Annotated in this window: 19 protein-coding genes; 10 read left to right on the top strand and 9 right to left on the bottom strand. The window is 66.8% G+C overall.

Annotated elements, in window-relative coordinates:
• Positions 1 to 8: 8 nt before the first annotated feature.
• Positions 9 to 1,262, bottom strand: coding sequence for a cytosine deaminase (codA, locus tag LXM88_RS26095; RefSeq protein ID WP_262545519.1), 1,254 nt, complete (start codon positions 1,260 to 1,262; stop codon positions 9 to 11).
• Between the two features lie 43 nt (positions 1,263 to 1,305).
• The gene (codB, locus tag LXM88_RS26090; RefSeq protein ID WP_262545517.1) at positions 1,306 to 2,574 is read right to left on the bottom strand and encodes a cytosine permease; all 1,269 of its coding nucleotides are present in this window, start codon (positions 2,572 to 2,574) and stop codon (positions 1,306 to 1,308) included.
• Between the two features lie 501 nt (positions 2,575 to 3,075).
• On the opposite strand from codB, the gene LXM88_RS26085 reads away from it, so the two are divergent.
• The 3 genes from LXM88_RS26085 (at position 3,076) to LXM88_RS26075 (ending at position 6,439) form a co-directional block, all read left to right on the top strand.
• Complete coding sequence (locus tag LXM88_RS26085; RefSeq protein WP_262545515.1) at positions 3,076 to 4,365, top strand: NAD(P)/FAD-dependent oxidoreductase; 1,290 nt, start codon at positions 3,076 to 3,078, stop codon at positions 4,363 to 4,365.
• A gap of 17 nt (positions 4,366 to 4,382) precedes the next feature.
• Positions 4,383 to 4,940 carry a helix-turn-helix domain-containing protein gene (locus LXM88_RS26080; RefSeq protein ID WP_021163465.1) on the top strand — a complete coding sequence of 186 codons (558 nt, stop codon included), beginning with the start codon at positions 4,383 to 4,385 and terminating at the stop codon, positions 4,938 to 4,940.
• A gap of 152 nt (positions 4,941 to 5,092) precedes the next feature.
• The gene (locus LXM88_RS26075; RefSeq protein WP_262545507.1) at positions 5,093 to 6,439 is read left to right on the top strand and encodes a glutamine synthetase family protein; all 1,347 of its coding nucleotides are present in this window, start codon (positions 5,093 to 5,095) and stop codon (positions 6,437 to 6,439) included.
• On the opposite strand, the gene LXM88_RS26070 is transcribed toward LXM88_RS26075, so the two are convergent.
• The 6 genes from LXM88_RS26070 to LXM88_RS26045 form a co-directional block, all read right to left on the bottom strand.
• Positions 6,408 to 6,992 (bottom strand): GNAT family N-acetyltransferase, encoded by a 585-nt coding sequence (locus tag LXM88_RS26070; protein WP_262545505.1) that lies wholly within the window; start codon positions 6,990 to 6,992, stop codon positions 6,408 to 6,410. The genes LXM88_RS26075 and LXM88_RS26070 overlap by 32 nt on opposite strands.
• 50 nt (positions 6,993 to 7,042) lie before the next feature.
• Positions 7,043 to 7,621 (bottom strand): hypothetical protein, encoded by a 579-nt coding sequence (locus LXM88_RS26065; protein WP_262545504.1) that lies wholly within the window; start codon positions 7,619 to 7,621, stop codon positions 7,043 to 7,045.
• A gap of 69 nt (positions 7,622 to 7,690) precedes the next feature.
• A complete protein-coding gene (locus tag LXM88_RS26060) occupies positions 7,691 to 8,080 on the bottom strand; it encodes a lysozyme inhibitor LprI family protein (RefSeq protein WP_047902734.1) in 390 nt (129 codons plus the stop codon).
• Between the two features lie 50 nt (positions 8,081 to 8,130).
• Positions 8,131 to 8,892 (bottom strand): N-acetylmuramoyl-L-alanine amidase family protein, encoded by a 762-nt coding sequence (locus tag LXM88_RS26055; RefSeq protein ID WP_262545501.1) that lies wholly within the window; start codon positions 8,890 to 8,892, stop codon positions 8,131 to 8,133.
• 124 nt (positions 8,893 to 9,016) lie between these two features.
• Positions 9,017 to 10,636, bottom strand: coding sequence for an NAD(P)-binding protein (locus LXM88_RS26050; RefSeq protein ID WP_262545499.1), 1,620 nt, complete (start codon positions 10,634 to 10,636; stop codon positions 9,017 to 9,019).
• Positions 10,636 to 12,150: a polyamine aminopropyltransferase gene (locus LXM88_RS26045; RefSeq protein WP_262545497.1), complete on the bottom strand. Its 1,515-nt coding sequence runs from the start codon at positions 12,148 to 12,150 to the stop codon at positions 10,636 to 10,638. The genes LXM88_RS26050 and LXM88_RS26045 overlap by 1 nt, the downstream gene beginning before the upstream one ends.
• Positions 12,151 to 12,271: 121 nt before the next feature.
• Between LXM88_RS26045 and LXM88_RS26040 the strand changes: the two genes are divergently transcribed.
• The 6 genes from LXM88_RS26040 to LXM88_RS26015 are packed head-to-tail and all read left to right on the top strand — an operon-like array spanning position 12,272 to position 16,191.
• A complete protein-coding gene (locus tag LXM88_RS26040; RefSeq protein ID WP_011354425.1) occupies positions 12,272 to 12,658 on the top strand; it encodes a DUF350 domain-containing protein in 387 nt (128 codons plus the stop codon).
• 26 nt (positions 12,659 to 12,684) lie between these two features.
• Positions 12,685 to 13,740 carry an SPFH domain-containing protein gene (locus tag LXM88_RS26035; RefSeq protein WP_262545494.1) on the top strand — a complete coding sequence of 352 codons (1,056 nt, stop codon included), beginning with the start codon at positions 12,685 to 12,687 and terminating at the stop codon, positions 13,738 to 13,740.
• Positions 13,741 to 13,749: 9 nt separating this feature from the next.
• Positions 13,750 to 15,252 (top strand): DUF4178 domain-containing protein, encoded by a 1,503-nt coding sequence (locus LXM88_RS26030; RefSeq protein WP_262545493.1) that lies wholly within the window; start codon positions 13,750 to 13,752, stop codon positions 15,250 to 15,252.
• Entirely contained in the window at positions 15,249 to 15,398 is a 150-nt protein-coding gene (locus LXM88_RS26025) for a hypothetical protein (RefSeq protein ID WP_262545492.1), read from the top strand. The genes LXM88_RS26030 and LXM88_RS26025 overlap by 4 nt, the downstream gene beginning before the upstream one ends.
• Positions 15,395 to 15,778, top strand: coding sequence for an adenosylmethionine decarboxylase (gene speD / locus LXM88_RS26020; protein ID WP_262545490.1), 384 nt, complete (start codon positions 15,395 to 15,397; stop codon positions 15,776 to 15,778). The genes LXM88_RS26025 and speD overlap by 4 nt, the downstream gene beginning before the upstream one ends.
• A 53-nt stretch (positions 15,779 to 15,831) precedes the next feature.
• Positions 15,832 to 16,191 carry a hypothetical protein gene (locus LXM88_RS26015; RefSeq protein ID WP_262545488.1) on the top strand — a complete coding sequence of 120 codons (360 nt, stop codon included), beginning with the start codon at positions 15,832 to 15,834 and terminating at the stop codon, positions 16,189 to 16,191.
• A gap of 113 nt (positions 16,192 to 16,304) precedes the next feature.
• Here the strand turns inward: LXM88_RS26015 and LXM88_RS26010 are convergent, their stop codons facing one another.
• Positions 16,305 to 16,757, bottom strand: a complete 453-nt coding sequence (locus LXM88_RS26010) for a type II toxin-antitoxin system RatA family toxin (protein WP_262545486.1) — start codon at positions 16,755 to 16,757, stop codon at positions 16,305 to 16,307.
• A gap of 181 nt (positions 16,758 to 16,938) precedes the next feature.
• On the opposite strand from LXM88_RS26010, the gene LXM88_RS26005 reads away from it, so the two are divergent.
• Positions 16,939 to 17,979 (top strand): bifunctional nicotinamide-nucleotide adenylyltransferase/Nudix hydroxylase, encoded by a 1,041-nt coding sequence (locus tag LXM88_RS26005; RefSeq protein ID WP_262545484.1) that lies wholly within the window; start codon positions 16,939 to 16,941, stop codon positions 17,977 to 17,979.
• The last annotated feature ends 51 nt before the right edge of the window (positions 17,980 to 18,030 follow it).

The raw sequence follows: 18,030 nt of genomic DNA, 5'->3' as shown, positions 1-18,030 counted from the left end.
TTGCACGCTCAACGCGTGCCCGCTTCAGGATAGGTGATGCGTTCAGGCGCGCGCTGCATGATGACCTTCCCGGCGCGCAGCGACAATCGCACCTTTGCCTGTTTGCGGATCACTTCATAGTCGCAATCGGCGTCGAGGACCAGAAGATTGGCCGGCCGCCCGACGGCAATGCCGTAGCGATCGCCCAGCGACATCGCCTGCGCGCTGTGCTCCGTGACGAAGTCGAGGCATCGCTGCAGGTCTTCATAACCGAGCATGTGGCACACGTGCAGGCCGACGTCGAGGATGCGCAGGATGTTGCCGTTGCCGACGGGGTACCACGGATCCTTGATCGAATCCTGTCCGAAGCACACGTTGATGCCGGCGCGATCGAGCTCTGCCACACGCGTAATGCCGCGTCGTTTCGGGTAGGTGTCGAAACGCCCCTGCAGGTGGATGCTTTCGGTCGGACACGAAATGAAATGGATCTCCGACCGCTTCAACAAGCGGAACAGCTTCGAGCAGTAGGCGTTGTCGTAGGAACCCATCGCGGTCGTGTGGCTGGCGGTGACGCGCGTGCCCATCCCGCGAACCCGCGCTTCCTCGGCGAGCACCTCCAGGAAGCGTGAATGCGGATCGTCGGTTTCGTCGCAATGGACATCGACGAGGCAGCCCTTGCGTTCCGCGAGATCCATCAGGAACTTGATGGAGCTCACGCCCTGGTCGCGGGTGTTCTCGAAATGCGGAATGCCGCCGACGACGTCGGCGCCCATTTCGATCGCGCGCTCCATCAGTGCCCGTCCATTCTCGAACGACTCGATGCCCTCCTGAGGGAACGCGACGATCTGCAGGTCGATCAGATCGCGCGCCTCGTCCCTGACCTCGAGCATCGCCTTCAACGCGGCAAGCGTGTGATCGGTGACGTCCACATGCGTGCGCACGTGCTGGATGCCGTTGTCGCGCAGCATCCCGATCGTGGTGTGGGCGCGAGCTTTCGTATCGTCGTGCGTAATGGTGGCCTTGCGCTGCCCCCATCGTTCGATGCCTTCGAACAGCGTGCCGCTCATGTTCCACTCGGGTTCGCCGGCGGTCAGCGTCGCATCGAGGTGGATATGCGGCTCGACCAGCGGCGGAATCACGAGGTTGCTGCCTGCATCGATCACGTCGATTCCTTGCGGCGTCAGCGGCGACGGCTGGACGTCGATGCCGCGGATCGTGTCCGCATCGATGTCGATCGTGTGGAGGCCGCTACGGCCGCGCAATCTGACGTTGATGATTTTCATGAGCGTTCCTTTTGTATGGGGACCGGGAGGGCGCGCAGCGCAATCATTCACCCTGGACGGACGGTTCGCGCGAGAACGCGCGAGCAACCTGCAGCAGCACGACGTAGGCGGCGGCCGACGCCGCGATGCCGACGATCGGCGCGATCCACGGCGACGTATAGGCGAGTACGGCGCCGATCGCATACGCGGCCAGACCGATCACATTGAAGCGCGGAAGGCGGGCGGTGGCAAGCGACGGGTATTTCCCGCGATGGCGGTACCAGTAGTCCGCCATGATCACGCCGCCGACGGGCGGAATGATCGAGCCGAGCAGCACCAGGAATGGAATCAGCAGCTCGTACATCCCGCCGACCGCGAGCACGATGCCGATCGCTGCGCCCACGACGACGAGCGTGCGGCGCCGTTCGGTGCGCAGCAGATGGCATCCGGCGGCCGCGACGTTGTACATCGTCGGCCCCTGGATGGTCCAGAGGTTGAGGCACAGCATCACGACCGCCGCGATCGACAGGCCCTGCAGCATCATCACCTCGACGATGTCGGCTTGCTGATAGACGATCGCACAGTACGCGCCCGCGACGATCATCAGGCCGTTGCCGAAGAAGAAGCCGATCATGCTGGCCGACACGGCGCTGCGCGCGCTGCGTGCGAGGCGCGTCCAGTTGGTGGCCTGGGTGGCGCCGCTGGCAAAGGTGCCGATGACCATCGTCACGGCAGCCGAGAACTGCATCGGATGTGACGGCACGACGTGCGTGAGGCCGGCCCAGCCGCCGATATCGCGGGTGGCGATCCACATCGACGTCATCAGGAGCACGAACATCAACGGCACGGAGACGCGCGACAGCACGTCCATGCCGCGATAGCCGATGATGGCCGTGATGGAGAATCCGAAACCGAACAGGATCATCAACGGCGTGGTAACGGAGGCCGGCCACCCCAGCAGCTTGACCAGTACGATCGCCACCGTCGCGGTCCCCCATGCGTACCAGCCGAGTTCGGCGAAGCCGAGCAGGAAATCGGACAGCTTGCTGCCGACTTCCCCGAAGCAGAATCGCCCCATCAGCACCGCATTCAGGCCGCTGCGGGCGGCGATCAACGCGAGCGACGCCGCATAGGCGGCGAGCAACAGGTTTCCGATCACGGCGATCCGGATCATGCTGACGACGTCGAACGCGACACCGATCTTGCCGCCGGCAAACATCGTTCCCGTGAAGAACGTGAAGCTCAACAACACCATCGTGATGGACAGGAATCCGGTGCGTTTCGCGAGCGGGACTTCGCTCAACGAGAATTCTCCGTGATCCGAATCGGCCATCGGGCGTGAATCCTGGTTCGTGGGCATCTTGTCTCCCGGTCAGCGATAGGGCGGGTCTGAAAAGGGTTTGCGAGGGCCTTGCATGGATCGATGACGCACGGTTTCAGCGCGTCATTCTCTCTGGCCAAAATTTTGACAAGGGTAAAAATCCGGGGCGGCGGATGGCGGGGCAACTCGCCGGTCCTGCGTAGTTCGTACGCGAGTCGTCACGTGTATCGATCGATCGGTCGATTCGGTTGATCGGAGTCCGGACGGACGAAAACGGGGGAAACGTGACTGCTGCCCGTCACGTCCATGCCGAAACGACAAGGGTTTGTCGGCGGCGGGAACGGACAGGCAGAAGCGGCAGGTGTCTTGTCCGGTTCGCTGCCGGTAGCGGTTCGACGAATCTCTAAAGGTTGCCAGCCCGTCGATGCGCCGCTTTCCCGCACGCTTGCCTCCGTGAAATTGTCGTGCTAATTTTTCATGAAATTTGCCGATGAAAATTTCACGGGAGTCCGCATGTTCGTGCAGTCCGACCGTCACGTCGCAAGCTACTACGCCGGCACCTACCCGGCGCCGATCCCGCATCGTCCGGAACTGGACGAGCGTATCGACGCCGACGTGCTGGTTGTCGGCGCGGGCTTCAGCGGGCTGCATACGGCATTGCGCCTCGCGCTCGCCGGCAAGCGCGTCGTCGTGCTGGAGGCGAGCCGCGTCGCGTGGGCCGCGTCGGGCCGCAACGGCGGGCAGGCGCTGCTCGGCTGGTCGTGCGACATGCAGCCGCTCGAGGATTCGCTCGGCCGCGACGGCGCACGGCTGCTGTGGGACAGCATGCGCTGGGCCGCGGCCGAGGTGCGCGAACTGCCGGAGCGGCACGGTTTCGACATCGACTACCGGCCCGGCAGCCTGTGGGCCGCGGTGCGGCCGCGCCGCGTCGCGATGCTCGCGCAGGCCCGCGACGCGGCGGCCGAGCGATGGGGCTACGACCGGCTGCGCGTGATCGGGCGTGACGAGATGCCCGAATGGATCGGCGGCACGCGCTATCTCGCGGCGCTCCACGATCCGGAGGCCGGCCACCTGAATCCGCTGAAGCTTGCGCTCGGCCTCGCGCAGACGATCGAGCGCGCAGGCGGCCGCATCTTCGAGCAGAGCCGCGTGCTCGATTGCCGCGAGACGCCCGGCGGCCACATCGCCCGCACGGCGCGTGGAGAAGTGCGCGCGGACGTGCTCGTGCTCGCCTGCAACGCGTACGTCGACCGGCTCGATCGCGACCTGGCGCGCCGGCTGCTGCCGGTCGGCACGTACCAGGTCGCGACCGCGCCGCTCACGGCCGACGTCGCGCGTTCGCTGCTGCCGCAGAACAGCTGCGTGATCGACAACCAGTTCGTGCCCGATTACTTCCGGCTGAGCCCCGACAACCGGCTGCTGTTCGGCGGCGGCTGCACGTATCTCGGCGGCATCCCCGCCGATATCGCGGCGGCGACGCGCCCGCACCTCGAGCGCGCGTTCCCGCAACTGGCCGGCGTGCCGCTCGATTACGCGTGGGGCGGCCATATCGACATCAGCATGCGCCGCACGCCGGACATCGGACGCCACGGGCAGCGTTACTGGCTGCAGGGCTTCTCGGGGCACGGCGTGCTGCCGACGCTCGCCGGTGCGCGTGCGGTCGCCGACGCCGTGCTCGGCGACGGGCGCCTGCTCGAGCAGTACCAGCGCATCCGCAACCCGCGCTTCCCCGGTGGCGACCGGCTTGCCGCGCCACTGGAAGCGCTCGGCAAGGTTTGGTACCGTTTGCGCGATACCGTCTGACCGCACCGGAACCCATCATGAACGAACAGGAAGAGATAGAAAGTCTGGCGATCCTGATCCGCGACCTGCGCAAGCATCGCAAGGTCACGCTGAACGACCTCGCCGAGCGGATCGGCCGCTCGGTCGGCTTTCTGTCGCAGGTCGAGCGCGGGCTGTCGCGCCCGACGGTCGCGGATCTGACCGCGATCGGCGAGGCGCTCGGCGTGCCGACCACGTATTTCTACAGCCTGAGCAAGCCGCGCAGCGTGCCGTGGGTCACGCGGCCCGACGAGCGGCGCACCGTGTATTACGCGGCCGGCATTACCGACATCCTCGTGTCGCCGAACATGCGCTCGCGCTTCTCGATCCTCGAAAGCCATCTCGCGCCGGGCGCGAGCAGCGGCGAGCGGCCCGTCGACGACAGCGACGAGCAGGGCGGCTTCGTGCTCGAAGGAGAACTGACGATCTGGATCGACGGTGACGACACGCCCGTCACGCTCGGCCCGAACGATGCGTTCCAGCTTCCCGCGCACAAGCGGTTCCGTTATGCCAACCTGACCGACGCGCCGACGCGCGTGATCTGGGTGTTCACCTGAGTTGTCGGCGGGGCGGGCGGTGTCGCAGGCCGCCGCGCCGCGCAGCATGTTTGCAGTACTGATTTAAATGCGGCGTGCGTCGTCCGGTGCGCCGCATGAATCCGGTGCGCCGCGCTGCGGCACCGTCATACAAGACATGGAAAGGATGAGACATGGCTGACGTCGTTCCCGCGCTGGTCGATGAAGTCCGCGCATTCCGGCAGGCGCACCCCGAGATCCGTTATGTCGACCTGATCTGCCTCGACCTGCCCGGGCATTTCTACGGCAAGCGCTACCCGATCGATGCGCTCGAGAAGGTTGCGTCCGGCTCGCTGCTGAAGCTGCCGCAGAACTGCGTGCTGCTCGGCACGCAGGGCGGCCTCTACAAGATCGGCGACTACTGTTTCAACGACGGCGACCCCGACGCGCCGCGCCGCCTGATCCCCGGCACGCTGAAGCCCGTGCGCTGGGAGCGGCAGCCGCTCGCGCAGATGCTGATCAGCTCCGACGGCACCGATGCGCCGATCGGGTTCGAGCCGCGCGAGGTGCTCGCGCGCGTGCTGCGGCGTTTCGAGGCGCGCGGCATCCGACCGGTCGTCGCGTTCGAGCTCGAGTTCTACCTGTTTGCCGCGCAGCTCGCGGAGGGGATGCCGCAGTATCCGCGCGACCGATTGAGCGACGACCGCGACGATCAGCCGAACATGCATATCGAGCGCCTGTCGCGCTTCTCCGACGTACTGCACGAGATGGTCGAGGCCGCGTGCGAACAGGGCGTCGATGCGACGGTGATCACGGCCGAGCTCGGGCCCGGCCAGTTCGAGATCAATTTCGGCCATACCGACGACGCGTTGCGCGCGGCCGACTGGTCGGCGCTGTTCTGCCGCAGCACGCGCGGCGTCGCGTTGCAGCACGGCTATCGCGCGAGCTTCATGGGCAAGCCTTACCTGCATGCGCCGGGCAGCGGGATGCACGTGCACGTGAGCCTGTACGACGACGCGGGGCGCAACCTGCTCGCGGCGGACGGGCAGCGGCCGCTGCGGCACGCGGTGGCCGGATGCCTCGCGCTGCTGCCGCATTGCATGCCCATGTTCGCGCCGAATCACAACGCGTTCCGGCGCTACGGGTCGATGGTGAACGCGGCGAGCCGCGCAAGCTGGGGTTTCGAGGATCGCGATGCATGCATCCGGATTCCCGAGTCGGATGCACGCAACCTGCGGATCGAGCACCGGCTCGCGAGTGCGGACGCGAACCCGTACCTGGTGCTCGCAGCGATTCTCTCCGGGATGGAGCACGGGCTCGATGCACGGCTCGAGCCGATCGCGCCGCTCAACGAGGACCGCGGCAGCGGGATCGATTTTCCGAAGGAGATGCTGTCGGCCGTCGCGGCGATGCAGGATCATCCGGCCGCGTGCGAAGGGCTCGGCAGCGAGTTCGTGATGGTGTACTGCGAGAACAAGCGGCAGGAGGAGCTGGATTTTCGTAATGAGATCAGTGCGCGGGAGTATCGGTGGTTCTTGTGATTGCCGCGCGCGTCGACGAAGCAAACCAGGGAAGTGCGCGCCAGTAGCGCACTTCCTCGATTGGCGTACCGTCGATCTCGAACGTCTTGATGTCGTTTTCGGCGACGAAGCCCTCGCGTTCATAGAACGCTCTTGCTCGGCGGTTTTCGACGAGCACCCAGAGCGATACCCATGCATGGCCCGCGTGGTGCAGCGATCGGCACGCATGGTCGACCAGCGCCGTGCCGATTCCTTGCCCGCAATGCGACGGATGCAGATAGATCGCTTCGATTTCTCCCCACGCGCGATCCTTGTCGGTGTCGCGTGTCGGACCGTAGGCGATCCAGCCTGCTGCGTCGCTGCCCGTGAATGCGAGCGCGACGCGCGGGCGGCCGGCGTCGAGCGCGCAGCGCCACGCGGCTGTGCGTTTTTCCACCGACAGGCCCGCGAGGAATGGGGCCGGCATGATGCCCGGGTAGGTTGCCTGCCACGACGCGACGTGGATGTCGGCAATGGTCGCGGCATCGGCGGATGTCGCAGCGCGGATGTCGATCGTCGTCGTATTCGGTGCCATGCGTGTTCCGCCTGATCGGTTGCTGACTGTCGCTTTGTCCTGTGCGGGATTCAATCCGCCGGGTCCAGGCTACTGTCGATCGCGAAACGGTAGCCGATATCCACTTGCGACGCATCGCCCGGTTCGTCGGTTCTTTTCAGCACGAATTCGAACGCCGGTTCGAACCATCCGTTGCGCGGGACTTCTCCGCCGAGCACTTCGACTTCGTACCAGCCATTCTCGATTTCAATGACGGGCCTGCCCGGTTCGCGGTACCGCGCGAGCAGCGCGTTCACCGCTTCGTCGGTGCAGCGTTCGAGAATACGCCACGTGTAGAGCATGACCGAACGATGCTCGACGCGCAGCACGTACCCGCTGCGTCGATGCTGCAGGCGGCTTTCAGCGTTCAGCAATTCGGGCGTTTCGTCGTCCAGCGTGAAGATGACCGTGTATGGATGGTTCTCGATGCCGGCCAGCGGAATGACGATGCCTTCGAGCACGGCATGGTCGCCGCTGTCGTTCGTCGTGAACTCGGACGCGACGTTGTCCGACAGTCCATGCTGTTCCTTGTAGCGCTTCAGCAGCAGAAGATCGCCGACGAGGAAGTAATCGATCAGATCGTTGAGGACTTCGGAGAATTCATGCCGCATCGCCGTTCCTTTCGCGGTGCCGAAGCGCCGCGCCGCGAAACGCTTCGCGGCACGGCACCTTCGAAGTGCTTACTCCCCGAGCTTCGACGCCACGCACCCCGTGCTCGTGCATTCACGCTCGCGCTCGCGCAGGAACGACAGCCGCGACGCCGTCATGTCGGTCGCGCACTGGAGATCCACGAGGTAGCCGTTGTTGCGGGTCTCGCTGCACTGCGCGTCGCGCTGCTTCAGCCACGCGAGCTGGCCGGCCTTCAGCGTCGCCTGCTGGTCGCCGCTCAGTTGCTTGCGCAGCCGGCCGTATTCGTCGTTGAGTTCGCGGTCGGTCTGCGAGAACTGCGTGCTGCTGCAGTACACCTGGTCGAACGCGCTGTGCGGCTTCGCACAGCCGGCCGCGTGCGCGGCGAACGGAACGGCAAGCGCGAGCAGCGCGCAGGATGCGAACAGATTCTTCTTTTTCATGGTGATGCTCCTGACTGGGTGAAAACCGTTGAGCCCAATGGGCGATGCCGTCACTTCGGTGCCGTGCATGCGTCGATCCCGCCCGCGATTGCGATGGACAGGCGCTGGATCGTCTCACGCCGCGCGAGCCGCGCTTCCTCGTCGGGATTGACGATCACGCCGGCTTCGACGAGCACGGCCGGAATCGGCGCGGTGCGCAGCACGACGAGATCGTCGAAGCGGTGGATGCCGAGTTGCGGGTCGATCAGCGGGCGATTCTCGCCGCGGATCGGCTGCGCGTGATACAGCGACGGCCTTTCGCCGGCCGCGACCAGCCGCTCGGCGATCGCCTTCGCGCAACGCAGGCTTTCCGCGTAATGCAGATTGCGCTCCGACACGAACACCGAGAAACCGCGGAATTCGCGCTGCCGGCCTGCGTCGATGAACTGCTGCTGCATCGAGTCGTGATGGATCGACACGAACAGGTTCGCGTCGGGCGCCTGCGTCGAGCGCTGGTCGAGCGCGATCTCGCGGCCGTCGGCCGACGTGCGCAGCACGCGGTCGCCGCGCGCGGCAAGCTTTTCCGCGACCGCTGCGGACAGGTCCAGGTTGTACAGGTATTCGACGCGCCCGCTCGCGCCGGTGGAGCCCGGGTGCGCCGGCGTATGGCCGGTATCGACGACGATGTAGCGCCCGGATGCGGGATCGGTGCCGGTGCCTGCGGTGTCTGCCGCATGCAGCGCCAGCGGCGCGCCGAGCAGCGGGGCGCACGCGAGCATGCGCGCGGCGGCACGCACGAACGGGCGAAGGCGTCGGATGGTTCGGTTCGTCATTGTTGTTGTCGAGGAGGGCATACGGCGCGTCGAACGGCGCGGCACCGTCGGCCTGCTCAATGCAGTCGGAATGTCGCGCGATTATAGCGGGTGGCGGCGGCGCCGCAATGACGAATGGCGGCCGTCAGGCGAGCACGCGCCGGGCCGCGAGCATGCCCCAGTACGACGCTTCCTCGAACAGCGACAGCCCGGACAGATCCGCGTGCGCGAACACGACGGGGCCGTCGGCATCGCGCAGCGCGAGCAGCCCCGGCCGGCTCAGGAAGCCGACGTCGGGCGTCGCCATCGCATGGCCGCGCACGGTGATTTCGAGCGCCGTCGCGTGTTTCCACAGCTCGCGCCCGTATACGGCCTGCAGGTCGATCGCCGCCTGTTCGCGCAACGCGTCGGGCTTTGCCTGCGCGAGCCAGCGGCGCGTGTCGTCCGGCGCTTGCGTGCTCAGCGCCTGATACGCGGAAAACACCGAGCGCGTCGGCGGCGACATCCGGATCAACTGGTGGGTCGACACGACATAGCCGAGCCCCGCGCCGTCGTAGACGACGTTGTCCCACGCGAGCGGCACGCCGGCTGCTTCGGCCGGCATGCCGTCGAGCAGGAAGTTGGACACGAGCCACGGCGCGCGCGGCGGCAGGTCGCGCGCGGGCTCGAAGCCGTACGCGGAAAGCTGCGGAAACACGCGAGCCGCGACGAACAGCGGCATCGCGCACACGACGCGCCGCGCTTTCAGCGTGAACGTCGACAGCGCGCCATCGTCGCCGATGCGCGCGCACAGCACGTCGACGCCGCCCGCGCGTTCGGTCGCACGCACCGCGAAGCCGTCGCGCGACCACGCATTCGAGCCGGTGCGCGCGGTGATCGAATCGGTCAGCTTCGTCACCATCGTGCGCAGCCCGTCGGGCCAGGTCAGCACCGCGCCGTCGCCCGCATCGCCTGCGTGGCCGCCGCGCGACGAGAAATAGTGCAGCCCTGCCCATGCGGACACGTGCTCGTATCCCGCGCCGTAGTCGTCGCGGCAGCAATAGTTCAGGTACCAGTGCAGTGCCTTCGCGGTGTAACCCTCGTCGAGCAGCCACTGGCGAAACGAGCGTCGGTCGAGCGCGCGCCAGCGCGGGTCGCGCGACGATTCCGCGATCGGGATGCAGAACACCTTGCGGCCGTCTGCGCCGCGCGCGGCGCGCAGCCCGTCCGTGTATGCGAAGAAACGCGCCTGCTGCGCGAGCGCGTCGGCGCCGAGGCCGGCCGTGGGCACGATGCCGTCCTGCCACTGCCCGGCGATGAAGAGCCGTTCGTCGGGTGCGTGGACGAGTGCGCGCTCGTCGTACACGGGACGCGCGGACAACGGTGCGGATTCGATCACCCCGAGATCGGCGAGCATGTCGCGCAGATGCGCGGATTCGAGCGACGGCAGCGGCAGGTAGTGCGCGCCTTTCGGATAGCCGAGATCGCCGAAGCGGCCGCCGGCCGCGTTGCCGCCGAATTCGGGGCCCGCGAGCACCGCGAAGCGCTTGTGTCCCGCGCGTGCGAGCTGCCATGCGCACGACAGCCCGGCCGCGCCGGCGCCGAGGATCGCGACGTCCGTTTCGATCGTGCCGGAAGGCGGCGGCAGCGTGGCATGGTCGCGCAGCGCATGGCCTTCGCGCATGCCGGGGTAGCCGACGCGCGGCGTCGTCTCGATCCAGCCGGTGCGGCCGCATGCGGCGAGCGACGCGGCCGCCGACGCGACGAGGAACGTGCGGCGATCCATCAGCGCAGCACGTGTTTCCAGTCGGCGTCGAAGCGGCGCACGAGCGGCTGGTCGTTGAGTTCGTTCGGCGTCATCGGTAGCGCCGGCATGTCGGCCGGGAAGTGGAACATCTCGGCGGCCGTCTGCGCGTCGAGCCAGCGCGTGGGCACCGAGTAGTGCGTCGGCACCGTGAAGTCGCGGCGCTTGCCGGCGATCACGAAACCCCAGTCGCCGAACGAAGGCACGTAGCAGTGGTACGGCCACGTGTTGAGCCCGGCTTCGTGCAGCGTCGCGATGATGGTCCAGTACGCGTGCGGCGCGAAATACGGCGACGTCGACTGGATCACCGCGTAGCCGTTCTCCGACAGGTGGCGCGCGAGCAGCCGGAACACCGGCACCGAATACAGCCGGCCGAGCCCGAAGTTGGTCGGATCGGGAAAGTCGACGACGATCGCGTCGTACACGTCGGCGCTCGCTTCGAGCCAGCGCACCGCGTCGTCGTTGATCACGTGCACGCGCGGATCCTTCAGCGAGCCCTGGTTCAGCTTGACGAGCGGCGCGGACGTCGAGAACAGCTTCGTCATCGCGGGATCGAGATCGACGAGCGTGATCTGTTCGAGGTTGCGGTGCTTGAGCAGTTCGCGCACCGCGAGGCCGTCGCCGCCGCCGAGCACGAGCACGCGCTTCGCCCACGGCAGCGCGTCGATCGTCGGATGGATCAGCGCCTCGTGATAACGATGCTCGTCGCGCGACGAGAACTGCAGGTTGCCGTTCAGGTACAGCCGCATGTCGTCGTGCCATTGCGTGAGCACGATGCGCTGGTACGGCGTCGTTTCCGAATAGATCGTCTCGTCGCCGTACACGCCATGTTCGGCCCAGTGCGTGATGCGGTCCGACAGCGCGAAGCCGGCGACGAGCAGCCCGATCACGAGCGCCGCGCGCATCAGCTTGCCGCGCACGTTGCGGATTTCGTCGCGGAACAGGTGGGTCGTCCACAGGGCGACGAATGCGTTCAGGACCCCGAACAGGAAGCTCGTGCGCAGCAGGCCGAGACGCGGCGCGAGCACGAGCGGGAAGATCAGCGACACGGCGAGCGAGCCGAGATAGTCGAAGGTCAGCACTTCGCTGACGGTATGGCGGAACGCCTGGCGCCGCTGCTGGAACGCGCGCATCACGAGCGGGATCTCCATCCCGATCAGCAGGCCAAGCGCGAGCACCAGCGCGTAGAGCGCCGCGCGGAACGGCGCGGCGAGCCACGCGAACACCACGAACAGCACGGCAGCCGATACGCCGCCGAGCAGGCCGACGAGCAGCTCGATGTCGACGAAGCGATCGAGCACGTCGTCGTCCTCGACGAACTTCGCGAGCCACGAGCCGATCCCCATCGCGAACAGGTAGCAGCCGATCACCGACGAGAACTGCAGGATCGAATCGCCGAGCAGGTAGCTCGACAGCGCGCTGCTGATCAGCTCGTAGCCGAGCCCGCACGACGCGAGCACGAGGATCGACAGGACGAGCGCACGCTTATGCAGCATGGTGCGTCCGTTGTGCAGTGTTCGGCAATGTGGATATACTGGCGCGGATTTTTGTCAGCTGGCCCGGTGCGGGCCGGCCGGCGACGGGGCGGCGAACCGAGCACAAAATCCGAGGGAAAGAATGAATAGTGCCTATCTCTATGCGGTTCATTTACTGTCGGCGTTCGTGCTGCTTCTTGTGTTCGCGGCAGTGTACCTGAAGGTCACCCCGTTCGACGAACTGGCGCTGATCCGCGACGGCAACGCGGCCGCGACGCTGTCGTTCGGCGGCGCGCTGATCGGTTTCTGCCTGACGCTCGCGTCCAGCATCGCGCACAACTCGACGCTCGGCGAAGTCGTGATCTGGGCCGTCGGCGCGATGGCCGTGCAACTGATCACCTATGCGGCGCTCACACGCCTGATGCCCGGCATGAATCATGCGATCGAGGATCGCAACGTCGCGATGGGCGGCCTGATGGGCACCGCGTCGCTCGTCGTCGGCATCATCAATGCCGCCTGCCTGACCTGACACGCCACGCGTCCGAGGAGACCGACATGAGTCTGGGTTCATTCATCCGCAAGCAGTTCGTCGACGTCCTGCAATGGACGGAAGCCACCGACGGCGTGCTGGCCTGGCGCTTTCCGATGGAAGACCAGGAAATCCGGTACGGCGGCAAGCTGACCGTGCGCGAGACGCAGGTCGCGATCTTCGTCAACGAAGGCAAGGTCGCCGACGTCTTCCAGCCGGGGCTGTATACGCTGGAAACGAACACGCTGCCGGTGCTCACGTATCTGCAGAACTGGGACAAACTCTTTCAGTCGCCTTTCAAGTCGGACGTCTATTTCTTCAGCACACGGCTGCAGCTCGGCCGGCGCTGGGGCACCGCGCAGCCGGTGACGATCCGCGATCGCGAATTCGGCTTCGTGCAGGTGCGCGCGTTCGGCATCTACTCGTACCGGATCGTCGACGCGGGCGCGTTCCACCGTGAGGTCAGCGGCACGCGGGCGGAATACACGGTCGACGATCTCGAACAGCAGCTGCGCAACCTGGTCGTCACCGCGCTGAGCACGACGTTCGGCTCGGCCGACGTGCCGTTCGTCGACATGGCCGCGAACCAGTCGCTGCTGTCGCAGCGCGTCGCCGACGCGCTGGTGCCGGTGTTCACGCGCTACGGCCTCGCGCTCGATGCGTTCGCGGTCGAGAGCGTGTCGCTGCCGGCCGAGTTGCAGAAGGCGCTCGACCTGCGGATCGGCGCGGGGATGGCCGGCGATCTCGCGCGGGCCACGCAATACCAGACCGCACAGGCGATTCCGCTGGCCGCGCAGAACCCGGGCGGCATTGCCGGTATCGGCGCGGGGCTCGCCGCGGGCGCGGCGATCGGGCAGGCGATGGCCGGCCAGATCGCGGGCGCCGCGCAACCGGCGCCGGCCGCGGCACCGGCGGCACCCGTCGCAGCACCGGTGACCGCCGCTCAGCCGGCCGCGCCGGCCGACGGCACCGATTACGTGCAGCGGCTCGAGCAGCTGAAGGCGCTGTTCGACAAGGGCCTCGTGACCGAAGACGAATATTCGCGCGCGAAGGCCGAGATCCTCGCGAAGCTCACGCGGTAAGCGTCGCGCATGTTCAGTACTTCGTGCCCCCAGTGCGGCGCGCCGGTCGAGTTTCGCTCGGCGGCGGCGGTGATGGCCGTCTGCGCGTTCTGCCGCAGCACGCTGCTCAAGCGCGGCACCGACGTCGAGCGTATCGGCGAGCTTGCCACGGTGCTCGACGATGCGTCGCCGATCCAGATCGGCACGGCCGGGCGCTACGGCAAGCGCACGTTCACGGTGCTCGGGCGCATCCGGATGACCTACGACGCCGGCGCGTGGAGCGAGTGGTATGTCGTGTTCGACGACGGCGCATTCGGCTGGCTGTCGGATGCGTCGGGCCAGTACGCGGTCACGGTGCGCGAGCCCGACGATGCGTCCGGCGGCGCGTGGCCCGCGTTCGGCACGCTCGAAGCGGGCATGCGCATCGACCACGGCGGCCGCGCGTATCTCGTGTCCGACGTGCGCACCGCGCGCTGCACGGGCGGCGACGGCGAGCTGCCGTTCCGCGTCGATGCCGGCTGGGAGGCGCGCGTCGTCGATCTGCGTACCGGTAACGCGTTCGCGACCTACGATTATTCCGACGCCGATTCGAACGGCGGGAGCCCGGCCGTCTATTCGGGCGAGGCATTGGAATTCGATGCACTCGCGTTCACGGGGCTGCGCGATATCGAGACCGATACGCGCGAGAAGCGCGGCGCGAAGATGGTGCCGTTCGCGTGCCCGAGCTGCGGCGCGCCGCTGTCCTATGCGCCGAACGTGGCCGACTACGTCGTGTGCGGCAGTTGTCACGCGGGCGTGCAGTGCACTGCCGAGCAGCAGACCGTGTTCGCCGCGCAGCGCAAGCTCGAATCGGTGAAGGGTGCGCTGGAGCTCGGTGCAATCGGCACGTTCGACGGCGTGAAGTACACGGTGATCGGCATGATGCGTTGCCGCGTGCCGGGCGATGACGAGACATGGGACGAATACCTGCTGCTGAATCCGAAGCGCGGCCTCTTGTGGCTCGTGCAGAGCGAAGAGCGGTGGGAACGCGTGCAGGTGCTCGACCATTGGCCGACGATCGGCAGCGAGTCCGACGTGACCGACGGCGGCAAGACCTACCGCCTGCGCGAGGAATATGAATCGGAGGTCGTCTACGTGGTCGGTGCGTTCAACTGGCGCGTGCAGGCAGGCGATCGCACGTCGATCATCGATTACGGCTGGCAGAAGGACAAGCTGACGCGCGAGCGCAGCGATGCGGAGATCGTGTGGTCGCGCGCGCGGCCGCTGTCGGGCAGCGCGCTCGCCGAACGCTTCGGCACGCCGGCGCTCGCAGCTGCGACGAGCGCCACCGCGTCGACGGGCCTGTTCGGCGGCAAAAGCCCGCACAGTTTTGCGCCGCTGCCGTGGGTGTTCAGCGCGCTGCTCGTGATCTTCAACATGGGCTCGCTGTTCTCGTTCAGCGGCCGCACCGTCTACGTGCTGGTCGGCCTGCTGGTGCTGTGGCTGCCGGAATGGCTGTGGAAGGGCTTTGCATCGGACGGAGGCAACTCGTGATCCGGTTCATCCTCTATGGCGTCTACGGCCTGATCGTCGTCACGCTGTTCAGTTGCGCATCGATCGGCGGCAGCGGTTCGGGCGGCGGCGGCTGGGGCAGTTCGTCGGCGCGCAGCGGCTACTCGTCGTACGGGGCGCACAAATGACCGCGCGCGACGGGATCGCGCCGCCGAGCGCGACGCTCGGCTCGCACGTGCTGGCCGACCTGGCCGGCATCGATGCGGCGCTGCTGCGCGACGCCGCACGGCTCGAAGCGATCCTGACCGACGCGGCGCAACGGGCAGGCGCGCGCGTGATCGGCGCGCACTTCCATCATTTCGGCGGCGAGCATGGCGTGACGGGTGTCGTGCTGCTCGCCGAATCGCACATCACGATCCATACGTGGCCCGAGCATCGCTTCGCGGCCGTCGATGCGTTCATGTGCGGCGCGGCCCGTGCGGCCGATGCGGTCGATGCGATCGCCGCCGCGCTCGGCACGCAGGCGCAGGTCCGGCAGCAGGTGGCGCGCGGCGGTGCATCGGCGTGAGCGAGCGCTTCACACTTGTTGCCGATATGCGTGCAGGAATTCGATTCGCCGCATTGCTCGGCTTTGCACTGCTTACCGGCAGCGTTGCCGCGGAGTTGCCGCCGAAGCCGCCCGGGCCGGTCGTGATGGTCCACTTCGACTACTACGAGAAGGACCTGACGCGGCTTCATGCACTGGAACGCCGGCTGGATCGCGCGGTGAGGCAGGCAGGCGCGGGCGAACTTGGCGAAACCGAACTGCATCGCGACGGCAACGACGGCTATCTGTACCTGTATGGCGCCAGCGCCGATCGGTTATATGCAGTGGCGCGCCCGATCCTGAAATCGTCAGGATGGCTGACCGGTACGGAAGTCACGTTGCGCCGCGATTCCGGTGCGGAAACGTTCTCGATGGGACAGGGCGGAGCACGCTAGCGTGCGGGCCGTCCGAACGCCAAATGCCCGATGGCGCGGCCATGGCGCGTTCGAATGCGCGTGGTGGAAGTGACCCAGGCACGCCGGGCCACGCGGGTGCGCGGCAGTGCGTGTCAGCGCGGCAGTGCTTCGGCTTCGGCCCAGCGCTTGAACGAATCGAGACGCCGGCGCGTCTGCACGAGATAGAACGCGCCGATCAGCGGTTCGAGCAGCCAGCGCAGCCAGGACGGCTGCGCGCGGAAGTGGTACGTGAATTTCACTTCGGTCGAACCCGGCGTGTGTTCGGTGAAGTTCCAGCTGCCGCTGAAGCGTTCGAGCACCTTCGGCCCTTCGACCATTTCGACGGCGGCGACCTGCGGCGGACGGTACGAGATATAGCGCGACACCATCGTCGCGCCCGACTGGCTGCGGCAGAACGCGTCGACGCCGACGTCGGCCGTCGTCTCGTCGAGCAGATAGGCGTCGGTGAGGAAGCTGTCCCACACGAGCCGCCGCGCGTAGTCCTGCGACCACGTGAAGAGGCGTCTGCGATCGACGCCGACGGTCCGGCTGACTGAGATCCTCATGATGGCGGGCGCCGTGGCGCGGATTGGGATGAAATCGAGTGTAACCCGCCAATGCCGCGCATTTCTTCAGACTTGGTCAAGTCGAGCGTGTGCTCGATTGACGCACTCCGGGATTTCCCCTAGGATTCAATCCAACCCTTCGGGAAAGACCCGAAGCGTTTCAATCTCTTGAGGGAGCCTCATGAGTACGCAACAGAACCGGCGCTTCGACGCGCTCGTTTTCATTGGTCGTTTCCAGCCTCCGCATCGTGGTCACCTGAACGTGCTGAAGTCGGCACTGAGCCGGGCCGAGCGCGTGTGCGTGCTGATCGGGTCGACCGACAAGCCCCGCACCATCAAGGATCCGTTCTCGTTCGACGAGCGCCGCCAGATGCTGGCTTCGCTGTTCGACGCGTCCGAGCGCGACCGCGTGACGATCGCGCCGTTGCAGGATTCGACGTACAACGACGGCGACTGGGTGCGCTGGGTGCAGGACGCCGTCGCGTCCGCGCTCGGCGACGTCGCGCAGCGCAAGGTCGGGCTGATCGGCCACGAGAAGGACGCCACGTCGTATTACCTGCGGATGTTCCCGCAATGGGAACTCGTCGACGTCGATGCGACCGAAGACATTTCCGCCACCGAGATCCGCGACCAGTATTTCGCCGAACGCACCAACAGCTTCGTGCAGTGGGCGGTGCCGGAACCCGTGTTCGGCTGGCTCGAGCGTTTCCGCACGCAGCCGGAATTCGCGCAACTGAAGTCGGAAGCCGCATTCATCGCCGCGTATCGCAAGGCGTGGGCGGCCGCGCCGTATCCCGTCACGTTCGTGACGGTCGACGCGGTGGTCGTGCACTCGGGCCATATCCTGCTCGTGCGCCGCCGCAGCGAACCGGGCCGCGGCCTGTGGGCGCTGCCGGGCGGGTTCGTGAACCAGGACGAGCGGCTCGACGCGGCGTGCATCCGCGAGTTGCGCGAGGAAACCGGACTGAAGCTGCCGGAGCCTGTGCTGCGCGGCTCGATCAAGGATCGCCAGGTGTTCGATCACCCGACCCGCTCGCTGCGAGGCCGCACGATCACGCACGCGTGCCTGTTCAACTTCCCGACCGGCGAGCTGCCGCGCGTGAAGGGCAGCGACGACGCCGACAAGGCGCGCTGGGTGCCGCTCAACGAATTCGCGCAGATGCGCAACGTGATGTTCGAGGATCACTTCGACATCGCGTATCACTTCCTGGGGAAGCTGTGACGCGCTGATTCCCCGCATTCCGGTCCGCTGCGACAGACGCGGCGGCACGTC

The sequence above is a fragment of the Burkholderia sp. S-53 genome, assembly GCF_025560745.1.
GTDB lineage: Bacteria > Pseudomonadota > Gammaproteobacteria > Burkholderiales > Burkholderiaceae > Burkholderia > Burkholderia pyrrocinia.
The sequence above is the reverse complement of the archived record's forward strand: the minus strand, read 5'-3'. Positions and strand labels throughout refer to the sequence as shown.

Coding starts and splice junctions, on each gene's coding strand:
- codA (WP_262545519.1), bottom strand. CDS start 1,262: ATGAAAATCATCAACGTCAGATTGCGCGGCCGTAGCGGCCTCCACACG.
- codB (WP_262545517.1), bottom strand. CDS start 2,574: ATGGCCGATTCGGATCACGGAGAATTCTCGTTGAGCGAAGTCCCGCTC.
- LXM88_RS26085 (WP_262545515.1), top strand. CDS start 3,076: ATGTTCGTGCAGTCCGACCGTCACGTCGCAAGCTACTACGCCGGCACC.
- LXM88_RS26080 (WP_021163465.1), top strand. CDS start 4,383: ATGAACGAACAGGAAGAGATAGAAAGTCTGGCGATCCTGATCCGCGAC.
- LXM88_RS26075 (WP_262545507.1), top strand. CDS start 5,093: ATGGCTGACGTCGTTCCCGCGCTGGTCGATGAAGTCCGCGCATTCCGG.
- LXM88_RS26070 (WP_262545505.1), bottom strand. CDS start 6,992: ATGGCACCGAATACGACGACGATCGACATCCGCGCTGCGACATCCGCC.
- LXM88_RS26065 (WP_262545504.1), bottom strand. CDS start 7,621: ATGCGGCATGAATTCTCCGAAGTCCTCAACGATCTGATCGATTACTTC.
- LXM88_RS26060 (WP_047902734.1), bottom strand. CDS start 8,080: ATGAAAAAGAAGAATCTGTTCGCATCCTGCGCGCTGCTCGCGCTTGCC.
- LXM88_RS26055 (WP_262545501.1), bottom strand. CDS start 8,892: ATGACGAACCGAACCATCCGACGCCTTCGCCCGTTCGTGCGTGCCGCC.
- LXM88_RS26050 (WP_262545499.1), bottom strand. CDS start 10,636: ATGGATCGCCGCACGTTCCTCGTCGCGTCGGCGGCCGCGTCGCTCGCC.
- LXM88_RS26045 (WP_262545497.1), bottom strand. CDS start 12,150: ATGCTGCATAAGCGTGCGCTCGTCCTGTCGATCCTCGTGCTCGCGTCG.
- LXM88_RS26040 (WP_011354425.1), top strand. CDS start 12,272: ATGAATAGTGCCTATCTCTATGCGGTTCATTTACTGTCGGCGTTCGTG.
- LXM88_RS26035 (WP_262545494.1), top strand. CDS start 12,685: ATGAGTCTGGGTTCATTCATCCGCAAGCAGTTCGTCGACGTCCTGCAA.
- LXM88_RS26030 (WP_262545493.1), top strand. CDS start 13,750: ATGTTCAGTACTTCGTGCCCCCAGTGCGGCGCGCCGGTCGAGTTTCGC.
- speD (WP_262545490.1), top strand. CDS start 15,395: ATGACCGCGCGCGACGGGATCGCGCCGCCGAGCGCGACGCTCGGCTCG.
- LXM88_RS26010 (WP_262545486.1), bottom strand. CDS start 16,757: ATGAGGATCTCAGTCAGCCGGACCGTCGGCGTCGATCGCAGACGCCTC.
- LXM88_RS26005 (WP_262545484.1), top strand. CDS start 16,939: ATGAGTACGCAACAGAACCGGCGCTTCGACGCGCTCGTTTTCATTGGT.